Source organism: Prosthecobacter sp. (genome assembly GCF_049294395.1).
In the GTDB taxonomy this organism is placed as follows: domain Bacteria; phylum Verrucomicrobiota; class Verrucomicrobiia; order Verrucomicrobiales; family Verrucomicrobiaceae; genus Prosthecobacter.
This window is the reverse complement of record NZ_JBAQCR010000210.1, coordinates 1-21334: the sequence shown is the minus strand read 5'-3', so window position 1 is coordinate 21334 and position 21334 is coordinate 1. Positions and strand designations below refer to the sequence as shown.

The following is a 21334-nucleotide window of genomic DNA, read 5'->3' as shown; positions in this document are numbered from 1 at the left end:
GTGCGTACCAACAGCCATGCAGGAACCACTATCTGAAAATTGCGACTGGCGGCCTTGCGCCGCTTTCGTTGTCTGCTGGTAGATTCACACATCTTGAAGAAGGTGTGTCAGAACGATGTAAAACATTCGCAAGAAAGACGGCTTTCGTTCAATAAGGTCAGCCTGACCATTGAGTTTATTGAGCCTTTTGGGTTCTGCGCTTTTGCAGCAGTACCTTGGCCACCAGCAGCACGATCACCAGATTGACCACCAGTGCGGACACATGGATGACGCTGGCTTTCTCGTAGATCGCATAAACCTCGGGTGGCAGGTAGATGCAGCCGCCCACCAAGGCCAGCCATTCGGCCCATGCTTTCTGCTTCCACAGCCCATAGGCCTCCGCAAAGCGGATGGTGGAATACAGCAGCGCCATTCCAGCCATCAACCAGAGCCGCTGGTCGGTGATGGAGGAAAACAGATCAATGAAGATGTGAGGATACTTCCGGGCCGGATTGAGATGCAAATGCTCCACAATTTCGCTGCTCCATACGTGCAGATCCCGGTGCAGCAGCCCCAGCAGGCCGAAGCCCGCCAGCAGTACAATCGCCCCCTTGGCTGCTTCAATAGCAGCCACCACATCAAGACTTTTGCGCAGGCCGGAGGAGGTCATGCGGAAGCATGCGCGGAGAGGGGAGGGCGGCAATGGGAAACCGGGATGATCATTTCATTGTCTCATCGTCTTGTCTGCCATAAGGGGATGTATTTGAAACGAGACCGACCTCCCGGCAGCGCTGCCATCGTCAAATCTTCTGCGCAATGATGACGAGGTGCTTCTTCGGCTGCCTGTCATACTCCAGATGCCGGCAGACACAGCCACGCTGTATCTGCAGTTCGAGTGTCATTTCATCGTAGCTGCGAGCGAGTTCGCTGGGAGTCATGAGATGGGGATGGGCAAAGAATGCGGGTCAAGACTTGGCGCGTCAATCTCGGCGCCAGACAGTCGAAGGAACAATTCATGGAAGGTTTGTTCTTCGATGCCATTAGAGACAGCGGAATGACTGATCTGGGAACCTGCGAACTTGCACCTGTCGGGTGGCGAGATCGTTGGAATCCCAACCAATGTCGATGACACCAGAAATGGCCTCGATTTCCCAAGCATAGACGACTAGAATTTTCTGCCATTCAAACTGTATGATATCGTGGACTGGGTCCAGTAGCTTCCGCCAAAAAGGCATCAGCAGCTCCACGAAATGGTCTGCATCCGAATACTTGCCCACCGTACCCCAGATGAGAACATCGCCTTGGCCTCTCGATTTGTAGAGAAAATTGCCTGCAGCAAGATCAGACAGAAATTCCTCAGCTTCGTTCTCCCCACCTTTAAGAGGAGCAGGATATGGCTGAAAAAATTCCCCAGCCCAATCTTCCTTTCTTGCTTCTTGGGCAAACTCCTTCACGCGATCTGGAGTGCAGGAAATGGGCAGCGATACTTGAATGAGAACACCTAAGCCCATAGTGCGTGCAATAAGAAGCCCGTGAGTTTAGATTTCAAGGCGTTTGATGATTGCGGTCACTCCACAAACCGCACAGTCACACCCTTCACCTGCGCCGCCATTTTGAGGCCGCGCTCCTTGCCCATCACGCAGATGGCGGTGTCGAGGGCGTCGCTGGTCATGCAGTCAGGGGCGATCACGGAGCAGGCGATACGCTCCGTGAGTCCCAGTCCGGTCTGAGGCGAGACGATGTGGGAGTAACGAACGCCTTCGATCTCGGTGAACTGGTACAAGTCTCCCGAGGTCGAGACGCCGCAGTTGTGCAGGCGCACGCTCTCCAGTTTTTCTTCCGGTGCGGCGCTGGCAAACTGCCGCAGTTTGATCTCCCAGGCATCCTCTCCCGGTGGTGGATCGCCGATGGCGATGTCTCCGCCCGCCATGACGAGGGCGCGGGTGAGGCCGTGTTCACGCAGCACGCGCAGGCCGGCATCGGCGGCGTAGCCTTTGGCGATGCCACCGAGATCGAGCAGCATGCCTGGCTTCAGCAGCGTGATGGTGTGCGCTTTGGCATCCATCTGCACGGCGCGCCAGTCGGTGGCGGTGAGCGCCTGCTGGAGGCGGTCTGCGGGGGGCAGTTTGTGGGTGCGTTTGGTGCGCCGCCAGAGGTGGGTGAGATTGCCGCAGGTGATGTCGAGGGCACCCTCAGTGAGGCGTGCGAATTCGAGGGAGTGCGAGATGAGGATGAAGAGATCGTCGCTGGCTTTGAAGGGCTTGCTGGGGCCGGCATTGCAGAGCTGCATGAGCTCGCTGTTGGGCTCGTAGTCGGAGAAGACGGCGTTGAGTGCGGCGATGCGTTTGAAGGCGGCATCGGCGGCGGCTTCCGCCTGTGCCTTCGTATCCGCATGCACGGAGATGCGGAAGGTGGTGGCCATGAGCGGCGCGGAGAAATCAAAGCGTTCCAAGGCCTGCGCTGGAAGGGCACAGAGGAGCAGGAAAAAGGGAAGGATGGAATACACGGGACTCACGGCAGGAGGATCGTATCGACGAAAAACCCGGTCTTGGAAAGGCCGGGTGTGCAGTGGGGGCGGGAGGCGCCGATTCCTTGTTACCAGGCTGGCTCTGCGTGCAGCGCGTCGGAGAGATTCATGGAAGGCGCAGAGACAGGGCGGATGCGGGTCGTGATGGGCTTGGCCAGTCCTTCACAGGCCGTGCGGATCAGGGGAATGACGTCGGTATTCCGGCAGCGTACCAGCAGCACGCGGCGCTGCGGCAGACCGTGAAGGTAAATGACGCCGCCGTCATGCTGCTGGACGATTTCCAAACAATCGCCGCTGCCGGAGCGGCGGCCCAGTTCGGAGGCGGCGGACAAGGTGGCATGCGCCAGCACCAGGATGGCGGCCGTGGGTGGCTCGGCATCGCCCGCGCAATCGAGCAAACGCCCGGCGTCATCAGCGATGGCAATCTGAATGACTTCGGGAATGGAGGCGAGGGCGGTGAGTTCCATGGTCAATGCACAAGGCGGGTTTACGCGGCGAGAGCGTGGGTTGGAAGCTCGTGAGGGGTGGCGGAGGTGCTGTCTGCAGGCGCGGTGCGCAGGCGGAACTGATGCAGCACGGCCTGGGAGATGGCATTCAGCGTTGCCAGCACGTTGCGACCGCTGCGTGCGTCCGACTCGAAGCTGAGAAAGGGCGTGGGCCGGTTGTTGAAGAGGTACTCCAGGTACTCGACCGGCGCGGCATTGGGCAGGTCCCGTTTGTTGTATTGAATGACGATGGGCAGGCGATCAAGCGCGCTGCCGTTCATGCGCAGGTTGGCTTCCAGGCTTTGCAAGGAGTGCAGATTGTCGCGCTGGCGGTCCATCTGGGAATCCGCCACAAAGACAACTCCATCTGCCTGCCTCAGCACGAGTTGCAGCGTGGCATTGTAGGTGATCTGGCCGGGGACGGTGTAGAGATGAAAGGTCGTCTTGTAACCGGGAAGGGCATCAGCTTCGACGGCGAGGAAGTCGAAGAAGAGGGTGCGGTCTTGCGCGGTCGAGAGCGAGACGAGATCGCTGCAGCCATTGGGGTCCAGCTTGGCGTGGATCTGCTGGAGGTTGGACGTTTTCCCGCTGAGCGGACTGCCGCAGTAGACGATCTTGAAGCTGACGGTTCGGTCGTCGTGATTGATGCTGGGCATGGCGGAGGGGGGTGACGAATGGAATGGAATGAAGACCGCAGCCTGTCGCTGAACACCGGGCTTTTAGTCCAGCATGCGGGCGAGTTCGCGGGCGATGAGAGTGATCTTGTCGCGCATGCCGGTGGAGGGTTCGTCATCATGCAGCACGCCGATGATGGATTCCCCTGGGAAGCAGAACGTCAGCAAACGACCACCCGCATTGAGCGTGAAAGTTTCAGCACCTTCAATGCCAATGAGCGGAGCGAGGCCGCGCAACTGACGGGCGATGTCCGGCGCCTGGCGCTGGAACTCCACGGCATCCTCCTTGGATAAATCCGCATGGCTGAGCACCTGGGAGCCATGCAGGCAGACGCAGGCGCTCAGGCCCGGCTGCAGGGCCAGCAGTTCGACGACGCGTGGCGCAGCCAGTTTCTCCTCAGTGCCCAGCAGGGCGCGCAGCAGGAGCTGATCCGTCTGGGTGTCGAGCGGGGAAAGACCGAGGAAGGAATGCTTCACCGCCGCCATTTTAGCCGGAGCCGCAGCGAGCGGTGTGGCCTGAGCTGCGGGTGTCTTGAACAAAGCGGGGGCAGCCGGAGCGAACTTGGGTTCTGGTCTGGACTGCGGTGCTGCCGCCTCTGAAAACAGCGGTACATTCAGCGACGGGGAACTGAACAACCCACGCGAGGCAGGCTGTGGCACCGACGCCGCAGGCGTGGAGAACGATGGAATTTCTTCCAGGGCCGGAGCGAAGGAAGGGGTGGGCTGAAACGAAACTGGCGCAGGCGCGGGTGTGGCAAACAGGCTGGAGGCTGGTTTGACCTCGGGCGCGGGTGCAAAAGCAGGGGCCGGGGCAGGGCTCTGCGGTGTGGGAACCTGCCCGAGCAGCTGCGCGCTGCTAAACCCTGATTCCGCAGGGCCTTTGCCTGAAAGGGGGCCGGTGGAAGAAGAGGCAAAAGGATCGAAGGGTTTTACCGACCCTGCCAGAGGTGCACTCGGCGGAGACGCTGAAGGAGCCCCTGATGGCGACGGCGATGCACCGAAGGATTGAAACGCTCCGGCGAGTGGCTGCAGGGTGTTCGATGGCGATGCAGACGTCGGTTGTGCGGAGGGGAATGAGAATGCTGCTGGAGCTGGAGCTGGAGGCGGGGGCGCTTCGGCGGGTGCCGCTAGAGGGGAAAATCCAAACTGTGCAGGTGCGCTGGCTGGCTGAGGAGAGCCAAAGGCTGAGATGGGAGAGGAAGCTGCCGCAGGCTGGTTTTGGGTAAAGGGAGCCAATGCCGCAGCGAACATCGGAGCCGGTTGCTGGGGCTCAGCGGGGGCAGACGGGGAAGAAGCCGCAAACATGGGCTGCGAATTCTGATCTGGCTGCTGCTGAGGATTGGGCTGCACCGAGAAGCGGGCAGGGGCTGGGGCCGCTGCCGGGCTGGGACTGCCAAAGGTGGCTGCCGCCGCAGGTGCCGCCGACATGTTGGTGAGCGAGTGAAACACCTCGTTCTGGGGCAGCTTGATCTTGAAGTCGCGCTTCGCGTTGGAGAGCGTGTTGCGGAAACCGAAATCGGAGATGCCATCAATGAGCATGCCGAGTTCCAGCACCACATTGCCGGAGGCAATCTGTTCGTGCAGCGCGCTGGCCTGCACGCTGGTGGTGATCCACGCGGGGAGAGTGGCCGGGTTGAAGCCCAGTTCTTCCACACTGTAACCGGCTAAAACGGCAGCGAATCCAAGCTTCGCCATGCCTGATGAGCCGGGCGCCCCTGCTGGTGCCTGTGAGGCGAAGGCATTCGTCGCGGGAGCTTGCGGCTGGGAGGCAAACGCGTTTGGCGCGGGTGATTGTGGTTGTGGCGCGAAGCCGTTCGGCGCAGGTGACTCGGCCGGTGGTGGCGTCTCCTTCATGGCAGAGACGAAAGCGGAACCAAAGGGCATTGCGGGGGCCGTGGCCACATCTGAAGGCACAGAGGCGCGCTGCTGTGCTGCGGGCGTGAACAAGGTGGAAATGGATGCCTGTGGCTGCGTTGTCGCGGAAGGCGAAGCAGACCAATTTTCCGCCGGTGCAGGGGCAAACGGGGAAGCGGATGGCGCAGCTGCTGCAGGCTGCTGCTGCGGGCTGCCGAAGAGCGAACCATTTGGGCCACCACTCAATGAGAAGAGAGAGCCTGCCGATGTCGCGGGAGCAGACGCTGCGGGCTGTTGCTGCGGACTGCCGAAGGGCGAACCATTCGGGCCACCACCGAACGAGAAGGGAGATCCTGCTGGTGCTGAGGGAGCGGGCGCTTCGGCTTGCTGTGAGGTGCCGAAGGGCGAACCATTCGCGCCACCGCCTAGAGAGAATGGAGAGCCTGCCGATGTCGCGGGAGCAGGCGCTGCGGGCTGCTGTTGCGGGGTGCTGAAGGGGGAGCCATTCGGGCCACCACCGAACGAGAAAGGAGATCCTGCTGGTGTTGAGGGAGCGGGCGCTTCGGCTTGCTGCGAGGTGCCAAAGGGCGAGCCATTCTGGCCACCACCCAATGAGAAAGGGGACCCTGTTGAGCTGGCGGGAGCGGGGGCGGCTGGCTGCTGCGGGGTGCCGAAGGGCGAACCATTTGGGCTGCCACCCAGTGAGAAGGGAGATGCGGCTGAGCTGGCGGGAGCGGGGGCGGCTGGCTGCTGCGAGGTGCCGAAGGGGGAGCCATTTGGGCTGCCACCCAGTGAGAAGGGAGAAGCGGCTGAGCTGGTGGGAGCGGCTGCGGCTGGCTGCTGCGAGGTGCCAAAGGGCGAACCATTCTGGCCACCACCGAACGAGAAGGGAGACCCTGCCGGCGCAGAGGGCGCTGGTGCTGCGGGCTGCTGCGGCATGCCAAAGGGCGAGCCATTGGGACTCGCGCCAAATGAAAAAGGCGATGCTGGAGGCTGCTGCGCCGAAGGTTCGGCGTTCGGCGGGCTCATCTGGAAAGGAGTGCCCAGGGGAGATGCAGGCGGGCCGAAGGAAAACGGTGCGGGCGATGGGGCTGCGGCAGGAGCGGGGGCCGCACCATTGACCTCGCGGGCTTGCGCGATCAAACCTGGAAGCTTGGCCGCCGGCAGTGACACCATGCGTGGATCCTGGGGTGAGATGGGCACTTGGAAAAGCGCCGGGCAGACCCGGTAGAGTTCAAAAACCGGCAGTGCCGCCTGTCCGCTGCGCAGGGCGTTTTCCAGCAGGGCAGGTGGCAGGGAAAGCGGCTGCTCCGCAGGCAGCGCCCCCATGCGCACCACTTCGGCTGGGAGCTGGTGGATCACATCCCCGACCGTCAGCGGTGAATTCGTGGGCGTGGCTCCGATGACGCTGAAAGGCGATATTCCTGCGGCTGAATTGATCGGCGGTGCAGCAATCGGTTCGTTGCCAGCTGTTCTGAAAAGTGGATTGCCCCCGACTTGGAAGGGGGATGCACCAGCTGGAAACTGTGTAGGGGGAGACGCTTGCATGGAAGAGGGGCTGTTCGTGCCAGGGCCAGCCATTCTCTGAGGATGTGATCCCGCGAAGTATTGTGGAGGGTCTTGCCCCGGTTCGTTAGAACCGGCCCCTCGCTGGAACAAACTTCGGAACGAAAAACTCATCTGCGGATGTAGCGGCCCGACTTAACAAAATAGCAAGCCTGTGTGAAAAATCTAGTAATTATAAAGAAATGCCTCGGCATTAGCGTTATTTAACTGAGGTTAAGTATTATTGCCACACAGTTCAAGCATTTTTCAGCGGTTTCACTTATCTGAATCATTGTTCAGCATCCTTGTGGCCATGCCGGCCATGATTGCATGCTGCTTCGCGCTAAAAAGCAGATGCGGCCCTGTCTTTAGTGATCGGATCCAGCCTGTCCGAAAAAGAATTTCAGAATCAATGAATTTTCTCTTGCGCAATTCTTCTTTGAAAGCAATATCCCCGCCCGCTCAATCCGAGCAAAACGACCCCTTCGTCTAGCGGTTAGGACACATCCCTTTCACGGATGCGACACGAGTTCGATTCTCGTAGGGGTCGCCACTCTCTTCAAGAGAGTGGCGGCCGAGGAAAATCAGCCACGACTGATCACCGGCAAAACTGCTGCACAATGGTGCCTACTGCCATGCCATGGTAGTGCTGGCCGGAGATCAGGCCGCCCCGTCATTGTCACCGGAAATTGAAGCTTTGCTGGACACCGCAGGCGCATCCGCTAGGCATGCAGGCATGTCTTCATCAGGCGGCAAACTTTTCATCACGGGTCATCAGGGTCTTGTCGGGCGCGCATTGATGCGTCACTACGCCGGCAAGCCGGAATGGCAGGTCATCACCCGCACCAAGGCCGAGCTGGATCTGCGTGACCAGCATGCCACGGATGCCTTCTTTGCAGCAGAGAAGCCGGACCAGGTCATCCTCGCGGCGGCCACCGTGGGCGGCATCAAGGCCAGCTACACCCAGCCGGTCGATTTCCTGCTCAACAATCTGCAGATTCAAAACAGCGTGCTCTCAGCGGCGCACCGCTTTGACACGAAGAAGCTGCTCTTCCTTGGCAGCACCTGCATCTACCCGAAGGTGGTGGAGATGCCCATTCGTGAAGACAGCCTCATGACCGGGCCCATGGAGGAGACCAATGCGCCGTATGGAGTCGCCAAGATCGCAGGGATCAAGCTCTGCCAGGGCTACCGGCACCAGTATGGGCGTGATTTCATCTGCGGCATGCCGGCAAATTTGTACGGCCCCTTTGATAATTTTGACCCCGAGCACTCGCACGTGCTGCCCTCGCTGATCCGCCGTTTTCACGAGGCCAAGCTGCACAACAAGCCCAGCGTTACCCTCTGGGGCAGTGGCAAGCCGACGCGTGAATTCCTCTTCGTGGACGATCTGGCCTCCGCCTGCGCCTTCCTGCTGGAGAACTACAGCAGCCCCGACATCATCAACATCGGCACCGGTGCGGAGATCAGCATCCGCGATGCCGCAGAGGTCATCAAAACCATCATCGGCTACACCGGTGAAATCCTCTGGGACACCACGCAGCCAGACGGCAATCCGCGCCGCCTGCTGGATGTCAGCCGCATGGCAAACCTGGGCTGGAAGGCCAGCACCGACTTCCGTGAAGGCGTGGCGCGCACCTACCAGTGGTTCCTCGACAACCGGGCCACCGCCCGTGTGTGAACCTGCCCATGAAGTCTAGCTGGACACACCAGCACAACAATGCCAATTGAATCCATGGCCATCCAAGCTTTCCGCCCCGTCCTCATCACCCGCAACACCTGCCGTATTTGCGGCTCACGCAGCCTCACTCCTGTCGTCAGCCTTGGGGATCAATTCATTGGCGGCGTGCTTGCCAGCGCTGATGGCAGTGCCCTCATCAAGCGCAAGGTGCCTCTCGATCTCGTGCGCTGCGACCCTTCGCAGGATGAAAACGCCTGCGGTCTGGTGCAGATGCGCCACTCGGTGCCGCCGAAGGTTCTATATCATCGCTACTACTATGAGTCTGGCATCAACCAGTCCATGATCGACAATCTGTCGGGCATCACCCAGCTCGTGGAGCAGACCGTCAACCTCCGCGCCAAGGACATCGTGCTCGACATCGGCTGCAATGACGGCACGCTGCTCTCCAGCTACAAGACTCAGGGGCTGCGCCATATCGGCATTGATCCTTCGGACGTGGCTCTCAAGGCCCGCGCCAAGGGCTTTGAAGTGGTGAACGACTTCTTCTCCGCCCGCGCCTTTAGGAGCGTGCATGCCACGGAGAAAGCCCGCGTCGTCACCAGCATCTCCATGTTCTATGACTTGGAAAACCCGCACGCTTTTGTGCAGGACATCGCCGATGTGCTCGCCACGGACGGCATCTGGATCCTGGAGCAGAGCTACCTGCCCGCGATGCTGGACATCAACAGCTTCGACACCATCTGCCATGAGCACCTGGAGTACTACTCCCTCGCCGTGCTGGAGCGCCTCTTCGGCGATCACGGCCTCGAAGTCATCGACGTGCACCTCAACGATGTGAACGGCGGCAGCTTCCGCCTTGTGGTGGCCAATGCCGGTCAGGTCAAGCCTTCCGCTGAAGCCGCCGCCCGCGTGCAGGACCTCCGCATCCGCGAGTTCGAAATGGCGATCGACTCCGACGCCCCTTACGCCGTGTTCCGCGAAAACATCGAGCGCATCCGCGCCGACCTCACCGCCTTCCTGCAGAAAGCCAAGGCCGAAGGCAAGCTCGTCCACGGCTACGGTGCCTCCACCAAGGGCAGCACCACGCTGCAGTTCTGCAATGTCACGCCCGATCTCGTGCCCGCCATTGCCGACCGCAATCCGGTCAAGTGGGGCAGCTACACCATCGGCACGCAGATCAAGATCATCTCCGAAGAAGAATCCCGCGCTTTGAAGCCGGACTACTACCTCGTGCTGCCATGGCACTTCATGCCTGAGTTCCTCAAGCGTGAGACCGAGTTCCTCGCCCGTGGCGGCAAATTCGTCGTCCCGATGCCGCAGGTGCATCTGGTGGGTTGATCGTAGCGCAAGCGTTCGCTTGCCTTCAGGAGTGGCGGCAACTCGCCGCCATTCCACATTCGGTTTGAATCCCGCGCCGTGCTCGCTCGTCTAGCCAAACACCTATGGAAGACAAGCCCGAGCCAATGACGAACAGCGCCGCGCTGCGCCGTCTGCTTGTGTTCGCACGCGGGCATTGGCGCATCGCCGCGTGGCAGTTTGCGCTGGCCGTGGCGGGCACCTCGCTCATCTTCGTGTTTCCCGGCGTGGTGCGTTGGTTCATGGATGAAATCATTCCGCAGAAGCGCGGCGATCTCATCTGGCGCGCGGGCGGTCTGGCGCTGCTGGCCTTCGCTTTGCGCGAGGGCCTCTTCTACTTCCGCACCCGGGTGAACTGCACCTTTGAGCAGCGCATGATCACCGATCTGCGCAGCCAGCTGCACCGGAAGATCGAACTGCTTCCCCTGCGCTGGTTTGATCACCAAAGCACCGGGGACATCCTCACCAAGCTGGCCGACGACGTGCCTGCGACCCAGCGTGTCATCCTTGAAGGCATCGAGCAGGGCTGCACCGCCGTGCTGCAGATTCTCATCACCGCCATCGTCATGCTGGTGGCGGATGCGAAGCTTGCGCTCATCGTCCTGGCCCCCACGCCTTTCATCGCCGCCGGGGGCTGGATCTACTCGCGCTGGGTCTCCCCACGCGCCACCGCCGCTCGTGAGGCCACCAGCGCGCTCAATGCCACGCTGCACGACACCATCACCGGCATCCGTCAGATCAAGAGCTTCACCGCCGAAGAGATGCGGCAGTGGAAATTCCTCGCCGCCAGCCAGCGGCTTCAGGAAAAGCAGACACGCCTCATGGCCGCCTGGGCCTTCTACTCGCCTTCCATGACACTGCTTGGAAACGGTGGGCTCGTCCTGTTGCTCATGGCCGGTTCCTGGTGGTGTGTGCAGGGCAGCATGACGCCCGGCCAGCTGATGGAGTTTCTGCTGCTCGTGGGCTTCCTCTACGAACCCATCGCCCGGCTGCACGGCGTGAATCAAACCCTGCTCAACGGCCTCTCCGCCGCCAAGCGCGTCTTTGCCATCCTCGACAATGAAACAGAGGAGGACCTCGATGCCGGGCAGTCGCTCGAATCCATCCGTGGCGAGATCGACTTCAATGCCGTCACCTTCAGCTACCGTGCCGAAAAGCCCGTGCTGCAGGACATCTCTCTGCGCGCAGCGCGTCATCAAACCATCGCCATCGTCGGTGCCACGGGTTCCGGCAAGAGCACGCTCTTCCAACTTCTCACCCGCTTCTACGATCCGCAAAGCGGCAGCATCACACTCGATGGCGTCCCGTTGCAAAAACTCAGCAAACGCTTCCTGCGCCAGTCCTTCGCCTACGTCACGCAGGAGGCCTTTCTCTTCGCGGGCACCGTGCGCGACAACCTCCTCATCGGCAAACCCAGCGCCACCGATGCAGAACTCTGGGCCGCCTTGCGAGATGCCTGCGCCGAAGACTTCATCCGCCGCAGTCCCGAAGGTCTCGATGCCGAAGTCGGCGAACGCGGTGTCCTTCTCAGCGGTGGCGAGCGCCAGCGCCTCGCCCTCGCCCGCGCCTTCCTCAAAGACGCCCCCGTGCTCCTGCTCGATGAAGCCACCTCCGCCGTCGATGTGAAGTCCGAGCACCTCATCCAGGCAGCGCTGGCCAAACTCCGCGCCAACCGCACCAGCCTCATCATCGCCCACCGCCTCAGCACCATCGTGGAGGCAGATGTGATCTACGTGCTGCATCTTGGAAAAATCCTCGCCCACGGCACGCATGAAGAGCTGCTGCAAAGCTCCGCGTATTACCGCGAGATGGCCGCGCTCGCGTTTGACGGAGGATAGGCCTCCGGCCTGTCAACGGACTGGGGCTTCCAGCCTGAGTCTGGATCCAAAAACGGAGGCGAGACGCCCCGATCCGCAAGACAGGCCGGAGGCCTATCCTACAAACAAAAACGCCTGAGCGTTTTCACACTCAGGCGTTCGTGGATTCAATGAACTCAGTTCAACTCAGTTCGCGCGGCCAAGGTAGGTGCCGTCTTCGGTCTTGACGCTGATCTTGTCGCCAGGGCCGATGAAGAGGGGGACCTGCACGCGCATGCCGGATTCCGTGGTGGCTTCCTTGTACACGTTGTTGGCGGAGTCGCCCTTCACACCGGCAGGGCTGTCGGTGACGGTCATGATGATGTTCGCAGGAAGTTCGATGCCGGCGACGACGTCATCCGCGAAGACGACGAGGTACTTCTGGCCTTCGATGAGGTAGCCGCGGGTCTTGGCGTCCAGCTTGTCTTCACCGATGAGCACGTCTTCAAACGTTTCAGGATGGATGAAGTGGTAGCCGTCGCCGTCTTTGTAGCTGAATTCGTGGTTGTCTTTGACGAGGTTCACGGACTCGAGCGACTCATTGGAAGTCATGCGCAGGTTGTACATCTTGCCGATGGTGATGCTGCGGACGGACATCTGCACGAACGAGGCCATGCGCGGTGGCGTCTTGAGTTCGGTGTCGGTGACGACGCAAACGTCGTTGTTGTAACGGACGGCGTGTCCTTTGCGGAGATTGATAACTGGTGTGGCTGGCATAAGAGCGTGTTTCCTTGGCGAGTTTGGCGTGCTTTGCAAGCGCCGGTTCTAGCCCCCCGTGCTTCAGGCGGGGGGCGGCGGAATGGTTTCGGAGTTTACTGGCAGGCTGTTTAAGACAGATTCAGCGCCCCGCCTTCGCAGAGCTCCTTCTTGCCGAAGGTCTGCAGATCGTGGCCCATGGCCTGCGCCACGGACATCCAGAGTCGGTTGTGCGCAGCTTTGTCGAACTTCAGGCTGCGGCCCATTTTGAATCCGCAGCCGCCGCCGATCATGATGTAGGGGATGTTGTCGAGTGTGTGGCTGTTGCCCTTGCCGAGTTCATTGGTCCACACCAGCAGGGTGTTGTCCAGCATGCTGCCGCCACCGGTGGCTTCGGGGCTTTCGCTCAGGCGCTTGGCCAGGTAGGCAAACTCACCGGCGAACCAGGTGTTGATCTTGATGAGCTTCTCGTAGCTGTCCTTCTTGTCGTCCGGATCGTGCGAGAGGGAGTGGTGGCCCTCCTGGATGCCGAGCCAGCGCATCTGTGCCATGCCCACGGAGCGCATGTACTGCAGCGTGCCGATGCGCGCCATGTCATTGGCCAAAGAGTTCACCAGCAGGTCGATCTGGATGCGGCTGATTTGAGGCGTGTTGTCGTTCACCAGCTCGATGCTCGGGTCCACCTGCGGCACGGGGTGGATCAGCTTGCCCTGTTTGTCGGCATCGGCCAAGTCCTGCTCCATGCTGCGCACCAGCGTCATGTGCTGCTCCAGCAGCGCCTTGTCGCGGGCGCTGAGCTTGGAGGACACCTTTTTCAAATCCTCGCGCACATCGTCCAAAATGCTCACAAGGCTGTCCTTGTCCTTCATGCGGCCATAGACTTTCTTCAGGATCTGATGCGGGTCGTCAATCGGGGCCACGGGCTGGTTGCCACCGGCATAGCTCATGCGCGTCCACGGGTCCGCGCGCTCCGGCACTGCCACGCCAAACTCCAGGGAGCCAAAGCGCGTCTTCGTTTCCGCTCGGCTCTGCAGGAAGTTTTTCAGCTCCTGGTCGATGGAGATGTTGCTGGCCCAGCCGGCCGGATTGCCACCGCCGCCCATGATGTTGCCCTTCAGCAGTTCATCGCAGGTGAGCAGGCAGCTCATGCCGCGCATGTGGCTGTCGCCATCGCCCTTCACTTTGTTCGCGATGCCGTGCAGCACCAGCATCTGCTTTTTGAACGGCTCCAGCGGCTTGAGGATGGACTTGAAACTGAAATCCGCGCCTTCCTGATCCGGCCAGAACTCATTGGGCAGCGTCCCGTTCGGCGAGAACATGATGATCAGCCGCTGCTTGCGCTGCGGGGCAGGTGCGCCCGTGATGCTGGGCAGTCCGGCAAGGAAGGGCAGGGCACCGGCAGAGATGCCGAGATCGCGCAGGAATTGGCGGCGGTGAAGGTGTTTCATGGGGCAGGCTTTTTTGTCTGAAGGGGGGATAATAATATACCACCGCAGAAGAGCCTATCTAGCACTGAGGCGGGGGCATTGATCATAAATCTGCCCCCTCCTGCCTTCCCATCCTTCCAGCGCACCTCAAGGCACTTCCTTGATCTGAATATGCCGGTACTCCATCACGCCGCGGTCGCCTTCCAGGCCGATGGGGCCGGTGGCGGGGAGTTTGAGGGCGTCTTCCAGCACCTCGCCGTTGCAGGTGCAGTGGGCCACGCCGTCCTTCACCTCGACCACGATCTGGTTCCACTCCTGCGGCTTGTACGCCTTCAGCTCCTTATACGGACCCGCCACGAGGTAGTCGCGGCATTGCAGCTGAGGCTTGCGGATGAAGACGCCGCTGTCCGCATTCACGCTGGCGCGGAATTCCAGCTTGAGGGTGAAGTTCTTCGGGAACTCGGCCACGGTGTAAAGCTGCCCGGTGAGCTTGTCCATTTCGGTTGGGAAGGTCACGGCGATGACGCCGTCCTTCACGATGTAGCGCCCCGCATCAGCGGCTTCGGTCTTGCCATCGTGCTTCGCGGTGATCGCGCCCGGATTCGGATCATCCTTCTTCGTCTTCTCGCGAAAGCACCAGCCGGTGAGATCCTTGCCGTTGAAAAGCGAAGTGAAGCCCGCCTCCGGCTGCCAGTCCTCGGCATGCAGGGGAAGGGTGGCGAGGGCGAGGAGCAGGGCGGCAATGCGTTTCATGGTCGGGAGGATGGGTGGAATGAGAGTGCAGTTAAACGCAGCTTTTTCTCCGGCCCTGCGGAAAAAAGCAAAACAAAACGAGCGGGGGGCGCAGCAGGATATGGAGTGCGGTCGCGGAGTGAGGAACGATCGCAGCTACCGCTTTCGCAGGCCGGATGGCACGCGAAAGTCACAAGACCCACGAAAGCACACGCTCCTCGGCACGCGCAGGCTGCTCACCTCACGCTCACCATGAGACGCTCGAAAGCGGCAGCTTCACTCGTTCCTCGCTGCGCAGCCACACTCCATATTCTGCTGCGAACGCTCACCACCGACTCACTTCGCCACCACGGTAAACCCTTCCTTGCTGTCCTTGATCAGCCAGCCGGCGGCTTCCAGTTGCTTTCTCAAATTGTCCGCAGCGGCCCAATCCTTCGCCTGCTTGGCATCCCAGCGCTGCTGCGCAAGGGCTTGGATATCGGCTGGCACATCGGCGGCGGCTTCGTCCGCGATGGCAGGCAGCGTGAGGCCCAGCGCGCCGAGCATGAAGTGCAGGCCGTTGCGCGCGGCGGCGGCTTCTTCGGCGGAAAGCGTGGCGGGCTTGAGCTTGTTCAGCACGCCAAAGATGGAGCCGATGGCACCGGGGACGTTGAGGTCATTGAGCAGCATCTCCCAGGCTTCGGCAAACGGGCCTGCTGATTTCGCCTCGGGCAGGGCAGGGGAGAGGGCGGCCAGCGCCTTGTCGGCTTTCGCCAGCTTTTGCAGCGCCTGACGTGCGGAGTCCAGGCTGTGCATGGTGAAGTTCAGCGGCGCGCGGTAGTGGCCGGAGATCAGCACGTAGCGCACCTCCACGGCGCTGTACCCGCGCTGGGCCAGGTCTTCCAGCGTGTAGAGATTGCCGATGCTCTTGCTCATCTTGCCGCCATCCACCATAAGGTGGGCCACGTGCATCCAGTGGTGGGCAAAGTGCCCGTGCGTGCTGCAGCAGCTCTGGGCGATCTCGTTTTCATGATGCGGGAAGATCAGGTCCACGCCGCCGCTGTGCAGATCGAAGTCCTCGCCGAGGTACTCCAGAATCATCGCGCTGCATTCCAGATGCCAGCCGGGCCGGCCTTCGCCCCAGGGGCTGGGCCAGAAGTTCTCGCCGTCCTCCGGCTTGCGCGCCTTCCACAGGGCGAAGTCGGTGAGGGAATCCTTGGTGTACTCATCGCTGTCCGTCGCGCTGGCGGCCTCGCTGGCGCCCAGGCGCAGCTCGCGGTCTTCCAGGTGGCTGAGCCTGCCGTAATCTTTGAAGGAGGAGACGCGGAAATACACGCTGCCGTCCGCCGCCGCGTAGGCATGACCACCGGCGATGAGCTTTTCGATCATCGCCACCTGCTGGGAGATGTGCGCCACGGCGGAGGGTTCGATGTGCGGCGGCAGGAGGTTCAGCGCGGCGCAGTCGGCATGAAACTTCTGCGTCCAGCCCTGGGTGAAGGCGGTCAGCGTCTGCCCGGCCTTCTGGGAATCGCGGATCGTTTTGTCGTCCACGTCCGTGATGTTGCGGACGTGCAGCGTGGGCGTACCGGAGGCCTCGACGACACGGCGCATGACATCCTGCGCCACGAAGGTGCGGAAGTTGCCGATGTGCGCCGGGCCATAGACCGTGGGGCCGCAGCAGTAGAAGCGCAGCGTCTTGCCATCCAGCGGCGTGGTTTCGCGATCGGTGCGGGTCAGGGTGTCGTGGAGCTTCAGGGCGGGCATGGGGGCGTGGAAAATGAATGGTGAATGAGGAATGTCGAGCGCGGGAATGAGGAGAGGTCGAGGCATCATGAGGCCACAAAGCGATCAAGGGGGGGCAGAAATGCGCCATCGAAGCTCCATCGTCCTCGTCCTCGATCCCGCCACCCCGCCACACCCAGGACATGCGCGCCATGCCAGGCACGTATTGTAGTCCCGCCTTCAGGCGGTTCTGGCCGCGCTACCCAGAATCCAGATTCCGGCTACTGCGCAGCCGCGAAGCGAACCCGGTACTACGGAACAGCGCTGGGGAGCTCGCGGCCGCCTCCAGCATCCAGCAACAGCCCCCACCGATGCCCCTTGACCCCGCCCTGCCATGGGGTATCATGAGCCCTCTCCAAAACGGGGGCGTACTGGTTTCGACGGGTAGCCTTAGTTCGGAGCTGCATGCCGAGGATGATTCGTTGGCCTCGTTAAACACCGGATCAAAAACACAAATGCAAACTCTAACGAGCTAGCACTCGCAGCTTAAGCCCTGCGACATCCTTCAGGCAATGTCTGGTAGCCTGAACGATGCCACTACCAGGCTGGTTTGTTGGCCGGGCGACCGGGTCACAAACGAGATCAAACAGGACGCTGGGTGAAGAGTAGGCTGTCTCAAGCCGCCTCCCACCGAGACCAAAGATGAGACTGAGCATGGAGACGCTACGGGCAACGACTATTCGGACAGGGGTTCAACTCCCCTCGCCTCCACTTTCTTGAAGTCCAAGGGAGTGCGATGGGTTCTGAGAGTATGATTCCCTGAACTTGGGCCAGCACGTTTGGTGAAATCGGTTTTGGAAACGGCTGTCTGCGGAGTCCTGCGCTGAGGGATCGGGACGATCCATCTCCCCCAAAGCCTCCAGCAGGAGAGGGATCGTCTTGATCCCTCAACGCTCCGCCACTCCCAGGGTTCTTAAAGCCCAGCGTCAAAGCTTGCGATCGGCCCAAATTAAAAGCCCCGCCCTCAATGAATCGACACCACCACGCCCGCTCTCACACGCGTGGCCAGGCGGGCGATGTCCCAGTTCGCCAGGCGCACGCAGCCGTGGCTGGCGCTGCGGCCGATGGAGTCGGGATCGCTCGTGCCGTGCAGGCCGATGCCGGGCTTGTTTAGAGCCACCCAGATCACGCCGACGGGATCATTCGGGCCGGGAGCGAGCAGATACGTTTCGTCGCCACGCTCGCCGGTCTTCAGGAAGGAGAGGTCATAGCGGAAATCCGGCAGGCGGGCGATGCCCTTCACCTTCCATTCACCCAGCGGGGACACCGTCTGCACGGAGCCGATGGTCACCGGATAAGCAGCCACGAGTTGGCCGTTTTCAAACAGGCGCAGCATGTTGTCCTTCGTGTCCACCTTGATGGAGATCTGGTCAGCCGTCAGCGGGCCGGACTTGGCCGTGGTTGATTCCTCTTTGGCGGGTTTCGCGTCCTTGGCCTTGCCCTTGTCGGCGACTTTGCCCTTCGCTTCGCTGCTCTTTTTGCCAGCCTCGGCCTTGGGCTTGCCCTTTTCCTTCTCCGCCAGTTGATCCAGCAGCGGCAGCGTCTTCACGCCGCTGATTTCAAAGGGTTGCACATTCGGCACCCTCAGCGTGTCACCGGCTTTCAATGCGTCCAGCTTGCCCGGGTTCAGCTCCTTGAGGTAATCGATGTCCACGTGAAATTTCTCCGCCACCGCCTCCGCCACGCTGGCATACGGCAGCCATTTCAGCTTGGCCATTTCCGGCACTTCCTTCGGCAGTTCGCCCGTGGCTTTGACGTCGGCCTCCGTCACCACGTAGTCGATGAAGACGGCCTTCACGCTGGCTAGGTCCATGTCAGCGAGATCCGGCAGCGGGTTGGTCTTTTCTGGCTGGCCTTCCACCTTGGCAGGAGCGGGTGCCGCAGGCAGAGGAGGGAGGCCGTGCGCCTCGCGGTACAAGCCCAGCGCCTTCTCTGAAAAGCCGCCGAAACGCCCGTCGATCTTTCCAGGGCCGAAGTTCGCGCAATCAAGGAAGACCTGCAGCCGCGCCGCCGCCTCATGATCAGCGGGGATGGCGGGCGTGGCCGCAGCCTTCGCCTCTTTCTTGTCAGCAGCCGCAGCGGGCAGGGATAGCCCGCAGAGCAGGCTGAAGGTGAGGGCGAGCAAAGGCGGCAAACGAAGCACAGTGGGATTCATGCCTAGCTTACGGCGGTGCCTCGACAAGCGGTCGTGCGCGAATCCGAACGCGCAGGTGAAGAAGGCTCTGGCGGCGTGGCCTGGCCGCCCCTGCGAATGGCAGAACCACCCCCGCCACCCGCAGCGATACCAGTGACGAGATACCCTGCACTGAACTCCCGCCCCAGCCCGGGCCGCAACTCCTCTCAGGGCCGCCCGCACCCATCCGATGTCTCACGCCCAAGTCCATTCACCCCACCGCAGGCTCCGCCTGGCGCTCATCGCCACGGCGGTTTTCGTTGTCGTCTTGTTCGGCGCTTACCACTGGCTGGTCAGCACCGCGCAGTCCACCCTGAGGAGGCGTTTGACCGAGCAAGGACTGAGCCTCACCAGCAGCAGCGATTCATGGTCTCTCTTCGGCGGGGTCACGCTGAACAACGCTGCCCTGCGCGGCCTGCCGGACAATGAGCCTTTGATCGAAATCAGCGCCCTGCAGGTGGACATCCTCTGGCGGGAAGTGTGGAAATCGCGCACCGCCGTCACGCGCTGGCACACCACGGACGGCACCCTCACCCTGCATGATCCGGCCGGGGCGGTGAGCTTTGAGCACTTCACCACCGACCTCTCCGTGCAGGATGACAAGATCGAGATCGCCCGGCTCGACACCGTGAATGGGCCCGTCTCCATCGCCGTGACCGGGCAGATCATCACCGCCACACGCAGCACCCCCGCCACCGCTCAGAACGAGGAGGCCTTCAAGATGAGCCTTAAACCTGTGCGCTCCGTGATGGACATGCTGGATTTCAAACCCGGCAGCGGCACCTTCGCCATCACCGGCGGCTTCACGGTGGATCTCCGGCCCGACGCTGCGCAGTGGACCGCCACCCTGCACGGCAGCGGCGCCAAGCTGGAGCTGCACGGCGTGCCCATGAAGCAGGCGGAGGTGGAGGCCCAGATCTCCCAGTCAGACTTGAAGCTCACCTCCAAGATCGCCTTCGAGAAAGGCACCGCCGCCGTGGACGCCACCCTCGCAGGCTGGCAGGATCAGCCCCTGCTGCTCTCCGGCACGCTCATCGACACCGCCGGGCGCAAGGACACCTTCAAAGGCAAGCGCGTGGGCAAGTTCGACACGCTGACCATCTCCCACCTCAGCGGCGCCGCCAATCTGCTGGAGCTCGCGCTCAACATCCCCGTGCTCGCGGCCGGACTGCCGAAGGACGTCAAGGTCACCACCTTTCCAGACATCATCGCAGAGGACTTCGTTTTCAATTCCGAGGCCCGTCCGCCGGAGTGGACGCTCGGCTCCATGCAGATCCGCAAAGCCGCCGACCTCGTGGTCACCGTGCGCGAGCACCCGCTCGTCATTGAGCGCCTCCAGGGCGGGGTCTCCTACGACCACCGCGCCTGGCATTTCAAGGGTTTGAAAGGCCGCATGCTCGGCGGCAGCTTCGCGCTCTCCGCCACTTATGATGGCAAAAAACTCAGCGATGCCAACGTCTCGCTGCAGAGCCTGCACCTCGACACCCTCACGCCCTGGGTGGGCAAGCTCAGCACCAAGCTGGAGGATGCGCAGATGACGCTCACCTATCGCGGCGTCATTGGCGATGACCCCAGCAACTCCACCGGCAGCGGCACCCTGAATCTCATCAATGCGCCCATCGTCCACGTGCCCTTGCTGGATCAGGCCTATCAGCTCTTCCCCAAAATCCTCAACCATGAGCGCCCGAATGACACCGGGGAGGTGCGCACCACGTTCATCATGAAAAACGGCGTCGCCATGGTGGAGCCCATGAAGGTGCTCGGGAAGTCCATCGTGGTCACCGCCCGTGGCACCGTGGATCTGAACAAGCGCACCGTGGATGGCCATGGCCGCGCCAACATACGCGGCGTGGTGGGGGTGATCATCTCGCCCATCAGCGTCGTGTTCATGGAGATGCAGGTGAAGGGCCCCTTTGACGACATCAAAGTCGCGCCCCTAGGTTTGATCGGCGCAGCGAAAAGCGTCGTCAAAAATGCCGCCAAGCTCAGCAGCCTCGTCCTACGAGAAGGCGTCTCCGTTCCCTTCGAAGCCCTCGGCATGTTTCGCCGGCAGAGCACCAAGGAAGGTGCCAAGGCGGCGGAGTGAGGGGAATTTAGAGGATGGAATAGGAAAGGGGCAACATCTCTCACCTCCACTTCTTTGAGGTATGAGGAGGTGTGATAGAAGAAGTGATGGCTAAGAAATGAGGTGAATTTAATGAAAATTGCTTAAGACTTGCATTCAATTAATGAAAGCAATACCCATAAATAATGGGCATCTATTTTCGGAAAAGCATTCGAGTCGGACCACTTCGCTTTAATTTATCAAAGTCTGGTGTTGGTGTTTCAACAGGGATCAAGGGCTTTCGCTTGGGAGCTGGACCCCATGGAAACTATGTGCACATGGGAATGGGAGGTTTGTATTATCGCAAAACTTTGAATGTATCCGGAGACCAGCATTCCCGGTCGTCCCCCAGCAGCCCTTATCCAGATCCTGTTGTTCCGATTTCCAATATCCGCATGCAAGAGATCGAGTCGGGGGATGTCAACGCCATGGCACACTCATCCTCCCATGAGTTGTTAAATGAGATTGCGACCAAGGAGAAGGC

Annotated in this window: 17 protein-coding genes, 1 tRNA gene and 1 other RNA gene; 7 read left to right on the top strand and 12 right to left on the bottom strand. The window is 61.2% G+C overall.

What is annotated here, in order from left to right; all coding sequences use genetic code 11:
• Positions 1-175 precede the first annotated feature (175 nt).
• The 7 genes from WAW39_RS13880 to WAW39_RS13850 form a co-directional block, all read right to left on the bottom strand.
• A complete protein-coding gene (locus WAW39_RS13880; protein ID WP_422319798.1) occupies positions 176-649 on the bottom strand; it encodes a DUF2127 domain-containing protein in 474 nt (157 codons plus the stop codon).
• A gap of 130 nt (positions 650-779) precedes the next feature.
• The gene (locus tag WAW39_RS13875) at positions 780-917 is read right to left on the bottom strand and encodes a hypothetical protein (RefSeq protein ID WP_422319797.1); all 138 of its coding nucleotides are present in this window, start codon (positions 915-917) and stop codon (positions 780-782) included.
• A gap of 102 nt (positions 918-1019) precedes the next feature.
• Positions 1020-1433, bottom strand: coding sequence for a hypothetical protein (locus WAW39_RS13870; RefSeq protein ID WP_422319796.1), 414 nt, complete (start codon positions 1431-1433; stop codon positions 1020-1022).
• Between the two features lie 113 nt (positions 1434-1546).
• On the bottom strand, positions 1547-2485 hold the full coding sequence (locus WAW39_RS13865) for an FAD:protein FMN transferase (RefSeq protein ID WP_422319795.1): 939 nt from the start codon (positions 2483-2485) through the stop codon (positions 1547-1549).
• Between the two features lie 89 nt (positions 2486-2574).
• A complete protein-coding gene (locus tag WAW39_RS13860) occupies positions 2575-2973 on the bottom strand; it encodes a hypothetical protein (RefSeq protein WP_422319794.1) in 399 nt (132 codons plus the stop codon).
• A 20-nt stretch (positions 2974-2993) separates the two neighbouring features.
• Positions 2994-3647 (bottom strand): GTP-binding protein, encoded by a 654-nt coding sequence (locus tag WAW39_RS13855; RefSeq protein WP_422319793.1) that lies wholly within the window; start codon positions 3645-3647, stop codon positions 2994-2996.
• 63 nt (positions 3648-3710) lie between these two features.
• Positions 3711-7067: a hypothetical protein gene (locus WAW39_RS13850; RefSeq protein WP_422319791.1), complete on the bottom strand. Its 3357-nt coding sequence runs from the start codon at positions 7065-7067 to the stop codon at positions 3711-3713.
• Positions 7068-7542: 475 nt separating this feature from the next.
• Between WAW39_RS13850 and WAW39_RS13845 the strand changes: the two genes are divergently transcribed.
• The 4 genes from WAW39_RS13845 to WAW39_RS13830 all read left to right on the top strand — a co-directional run bounded on the left by WAW39_RS13845 (position 7543) and on the right by WAW39_RS13830 (position 11939).
• Positions 7543-7617, top strand: a tRNA-Glu gene (locus WAW39_RS13845).
• A gap of 183 nt (positions 7618-7800) precedes the next feature.
• Positions 7801-8745, top strand: a complete 945-nt coding sequence (locus tag WAW39_RS13840) for a GDP-L-fucose synthase family protein (RefSeq protein WP_422319789.1) — start codon at positions 7801-7803, stop codon at positions 8743-8745.
• 54 nt (positions 8746-8799) lie between these two features.
• Positions 8800-10083, top strand: coding sequence for a class I SAM-dependent methyltransferase (locus WAW39_RS13835; protein WP_422319787.1), 1284 nt, complete (start codon positions 8800-8802; stop codon positions 10081-10083).
• Positions 10084-10187: 104 nt separating this feature from the next.
• The gene (locus WAW39_RS13830) at positions 10188-11939 is read left to right on the top strand and encodes an ABC transporter ATP-binding protein (protein WP_422319785.1); all 1752 of its coding nucleotides are present in this window, start codon (positions 10188-10190) and stop codon (positions 11937-11939) included.
• Positions 11940-12104: 165 nt separating this feature from the next.
• On the opposite strand, the gene WAW39_RS13825 is transcribed toward WAW39_RS13830, so the two are convergent.
• The 4 genes from WAW39_RS13825 to cysS form a co-directional block, all read right to left on the bottom strand.
• Positions 12105-12674, bottom strand: a complete 570-nt coding sequence (locus tag WAW39_RS13825; protein ID WP_184338114.1) for an elongation factor P — start codon at positions 12672-12674, stop codon at positions 12105-12107.
• 110 nt (positions 12675-12784) lie between these two features.
• Positions 12785-14101, bottom strand: a complete 1317-nt coding sequence (locus tag WAW39_RS13820) for a DUF1552 domain-containing protein (RefSeq protein ID WP_422319781.1) — start codon at positions 14099-14101, stop codon at positions 12785-12787.
• 126 nt (positions 14102-14227) lie between these two features.
• Positions 14228-14833: a 3-keto-disaccharide hydrolase gene (locus WAW39_RS13815; protein WP_422319779.1), complete on the bottom strand. Its 606-nt coding sequence runs from the start codon at positions 14831-14833 to the stop codon at positions 14228-14230.
• A 315-nt stretch (positions 14834-15148) separates the two neighbouring features.
• Positions 15149-16555 carry a cysteine--tRNA ligase gene (gene cysS, locus WAW39_RS13810; protein ID WP_422319777.1) on the bottom strand — a complete coding sequence of 469 codons (1407 nt, stop codon included), beginning with the start codon at positions 16553-16555 and terminating at the stop codon, positions 15149-15151.
• Between the two features lie 380 nt (positions 16556-16935).
• Here cysS and ssrA point away from each other — a divergent pair.
• Positions 16936-17287, top strand: a transfer-messenger RNA (tmRNA) gene (gene ssrA, locus WAW39_RS13805).
• A gap of 250 nt (positions 17288-17537) precedes the next feature.
• Here the strand turns inward: ssrA and WAW39_RS13800 are convergent.
• On the bottom strand, positions 17538-18728 hold the full coding sequence (locus WAW39_RS13800; RefSeq protein ID WP_422319775.1) for a L,D-transpeptidase: 1191 nt from the start codon (positions 18726-18728) through the stop codon (positions 17538-17540).
• A gap of 208 nt (positions 18729-18936) precedes the next feature.
• On the opposite strand from WAW39_RS13800, the gene WAW39_RS13795 reads away from it, so the two are divergent.
• A complete protein-coding gene (locus WAW39_RS13795; RefSeq protein ID WP_422319772.1) occupies positions 18937-20832 on the top strand; it encodes an AsmA-like C-terminal region-containing protein in 1896 nt (631 codons plus the stop codon).
• A 164-nt stretch (positions 20833-20996) separates the two neighbouring features.
• Positions 20997-21334 (top strand): DUF4236 domain-containing protein (locus WAW39_RS13790; RefSeq protein WP_422319770.1); only part of this gene is annotated, 338 nt, incomplete at its 3' end.

Bases quoted from the DNA above. Each gene is read 5' to 3' on its own strand.
- WAW39_RS13880 (WP_422319798.1), bottom strand. From the start codon at position 649: ATGACCTCCTCCGGCCTGCGCAAAAGTCTTGATGTGGTGGCTGCTATT.
- WAW39_RS13855 (WP_422319793.1), bottom strand. From the start codon at position 3,647: ATGCCCAGCATCAATCACGACGACCGAACCGTCAGCTTCAAGATCGTC.
- WAW39_RS13825 (WP_184338114.1), bottom strand. From the start codon at position 12,674: ATGCCAGCCACACCAGTTATCAATCTCCGCAAAGGACACGCCGTCCGT.
- WAW39_RS13830 (WP_422319785.1), top strand. From the start codon at position 10,188: ATGGAAGACAAGCCCGAGCCAATGACGAACAGCGCCGCGCTGCGCCGT.
- WAW39_RS13875 (WP_422319797.1), bottom strand. From the start codon at position 917: ATGACTCCCAGCGAACTCGCTCGCAGCTACGATGAAATGACACTCGAA.
- WAW39_RS13860 (WP_422319794.1), bottom strand. From the start codon at position 2,973: ATGGAACTCACCGCCCTCGCCTCCATTCCCGAAGTCATTCAGATTGCC.
- WAW39_RS13840 (WP_422319789.1), top strand. From the start codon at position 7,801: ATGTCTTCATCAGGCGGCAAACTTTTCATCACGGGTCATCAGGGTCTT.
- WAW39_RS13800 (WP_422319775.1), bottom strand. From the start codon at position 18,728: ATGAATCCCACTGTGCTTCGTTTGCCGCCTTTGCTCGCCCTCACCTTC.
- WAW39_RS13850 (WP_422319791.1), bottom strand. From the start codon at position 7,067: ATGCAAGCGTCTCCCCCTACACAGTTTCCAGCTGGTGCATCCCCCTTC.
- WAW39_RS13835 (WP_422319787.1), top strand. From the start codon at position 8,800: ATGGCCATCCAAGCTTTCCGCCCCGTCCTCATCACCCGCAACACCTGC.
- WAW39_RS13815 (WP_422319779.1), bottom strand. From the start codon at position 14,833: ATGAAACGCATTGCCGCCCTGCTCCTCGCCCTCGCCACCCTTCCCCTG.
- cysS (WP_422319777.1), bottom strand. From the start codon at position 16,555: ATGCCCGCCCTGAAGCTCCACGACACCCTGACCCGCACCGATCGCGAA.
- WAW39_RS13820 (WP_422319781.1), bottom strand. From the start codon at position 14,101: ATGAAACACCTTCACCGCCGCCAATTCCTGCGCGATCTCGGCATCTCT.
- WAW39_RS13795 (WP_422319772.1), top strand. From the start codon at position 18,937: ATGTCTCACGCCCAAGTCCATTCACCCCACCGCAGGCTCCGCCTGGCG.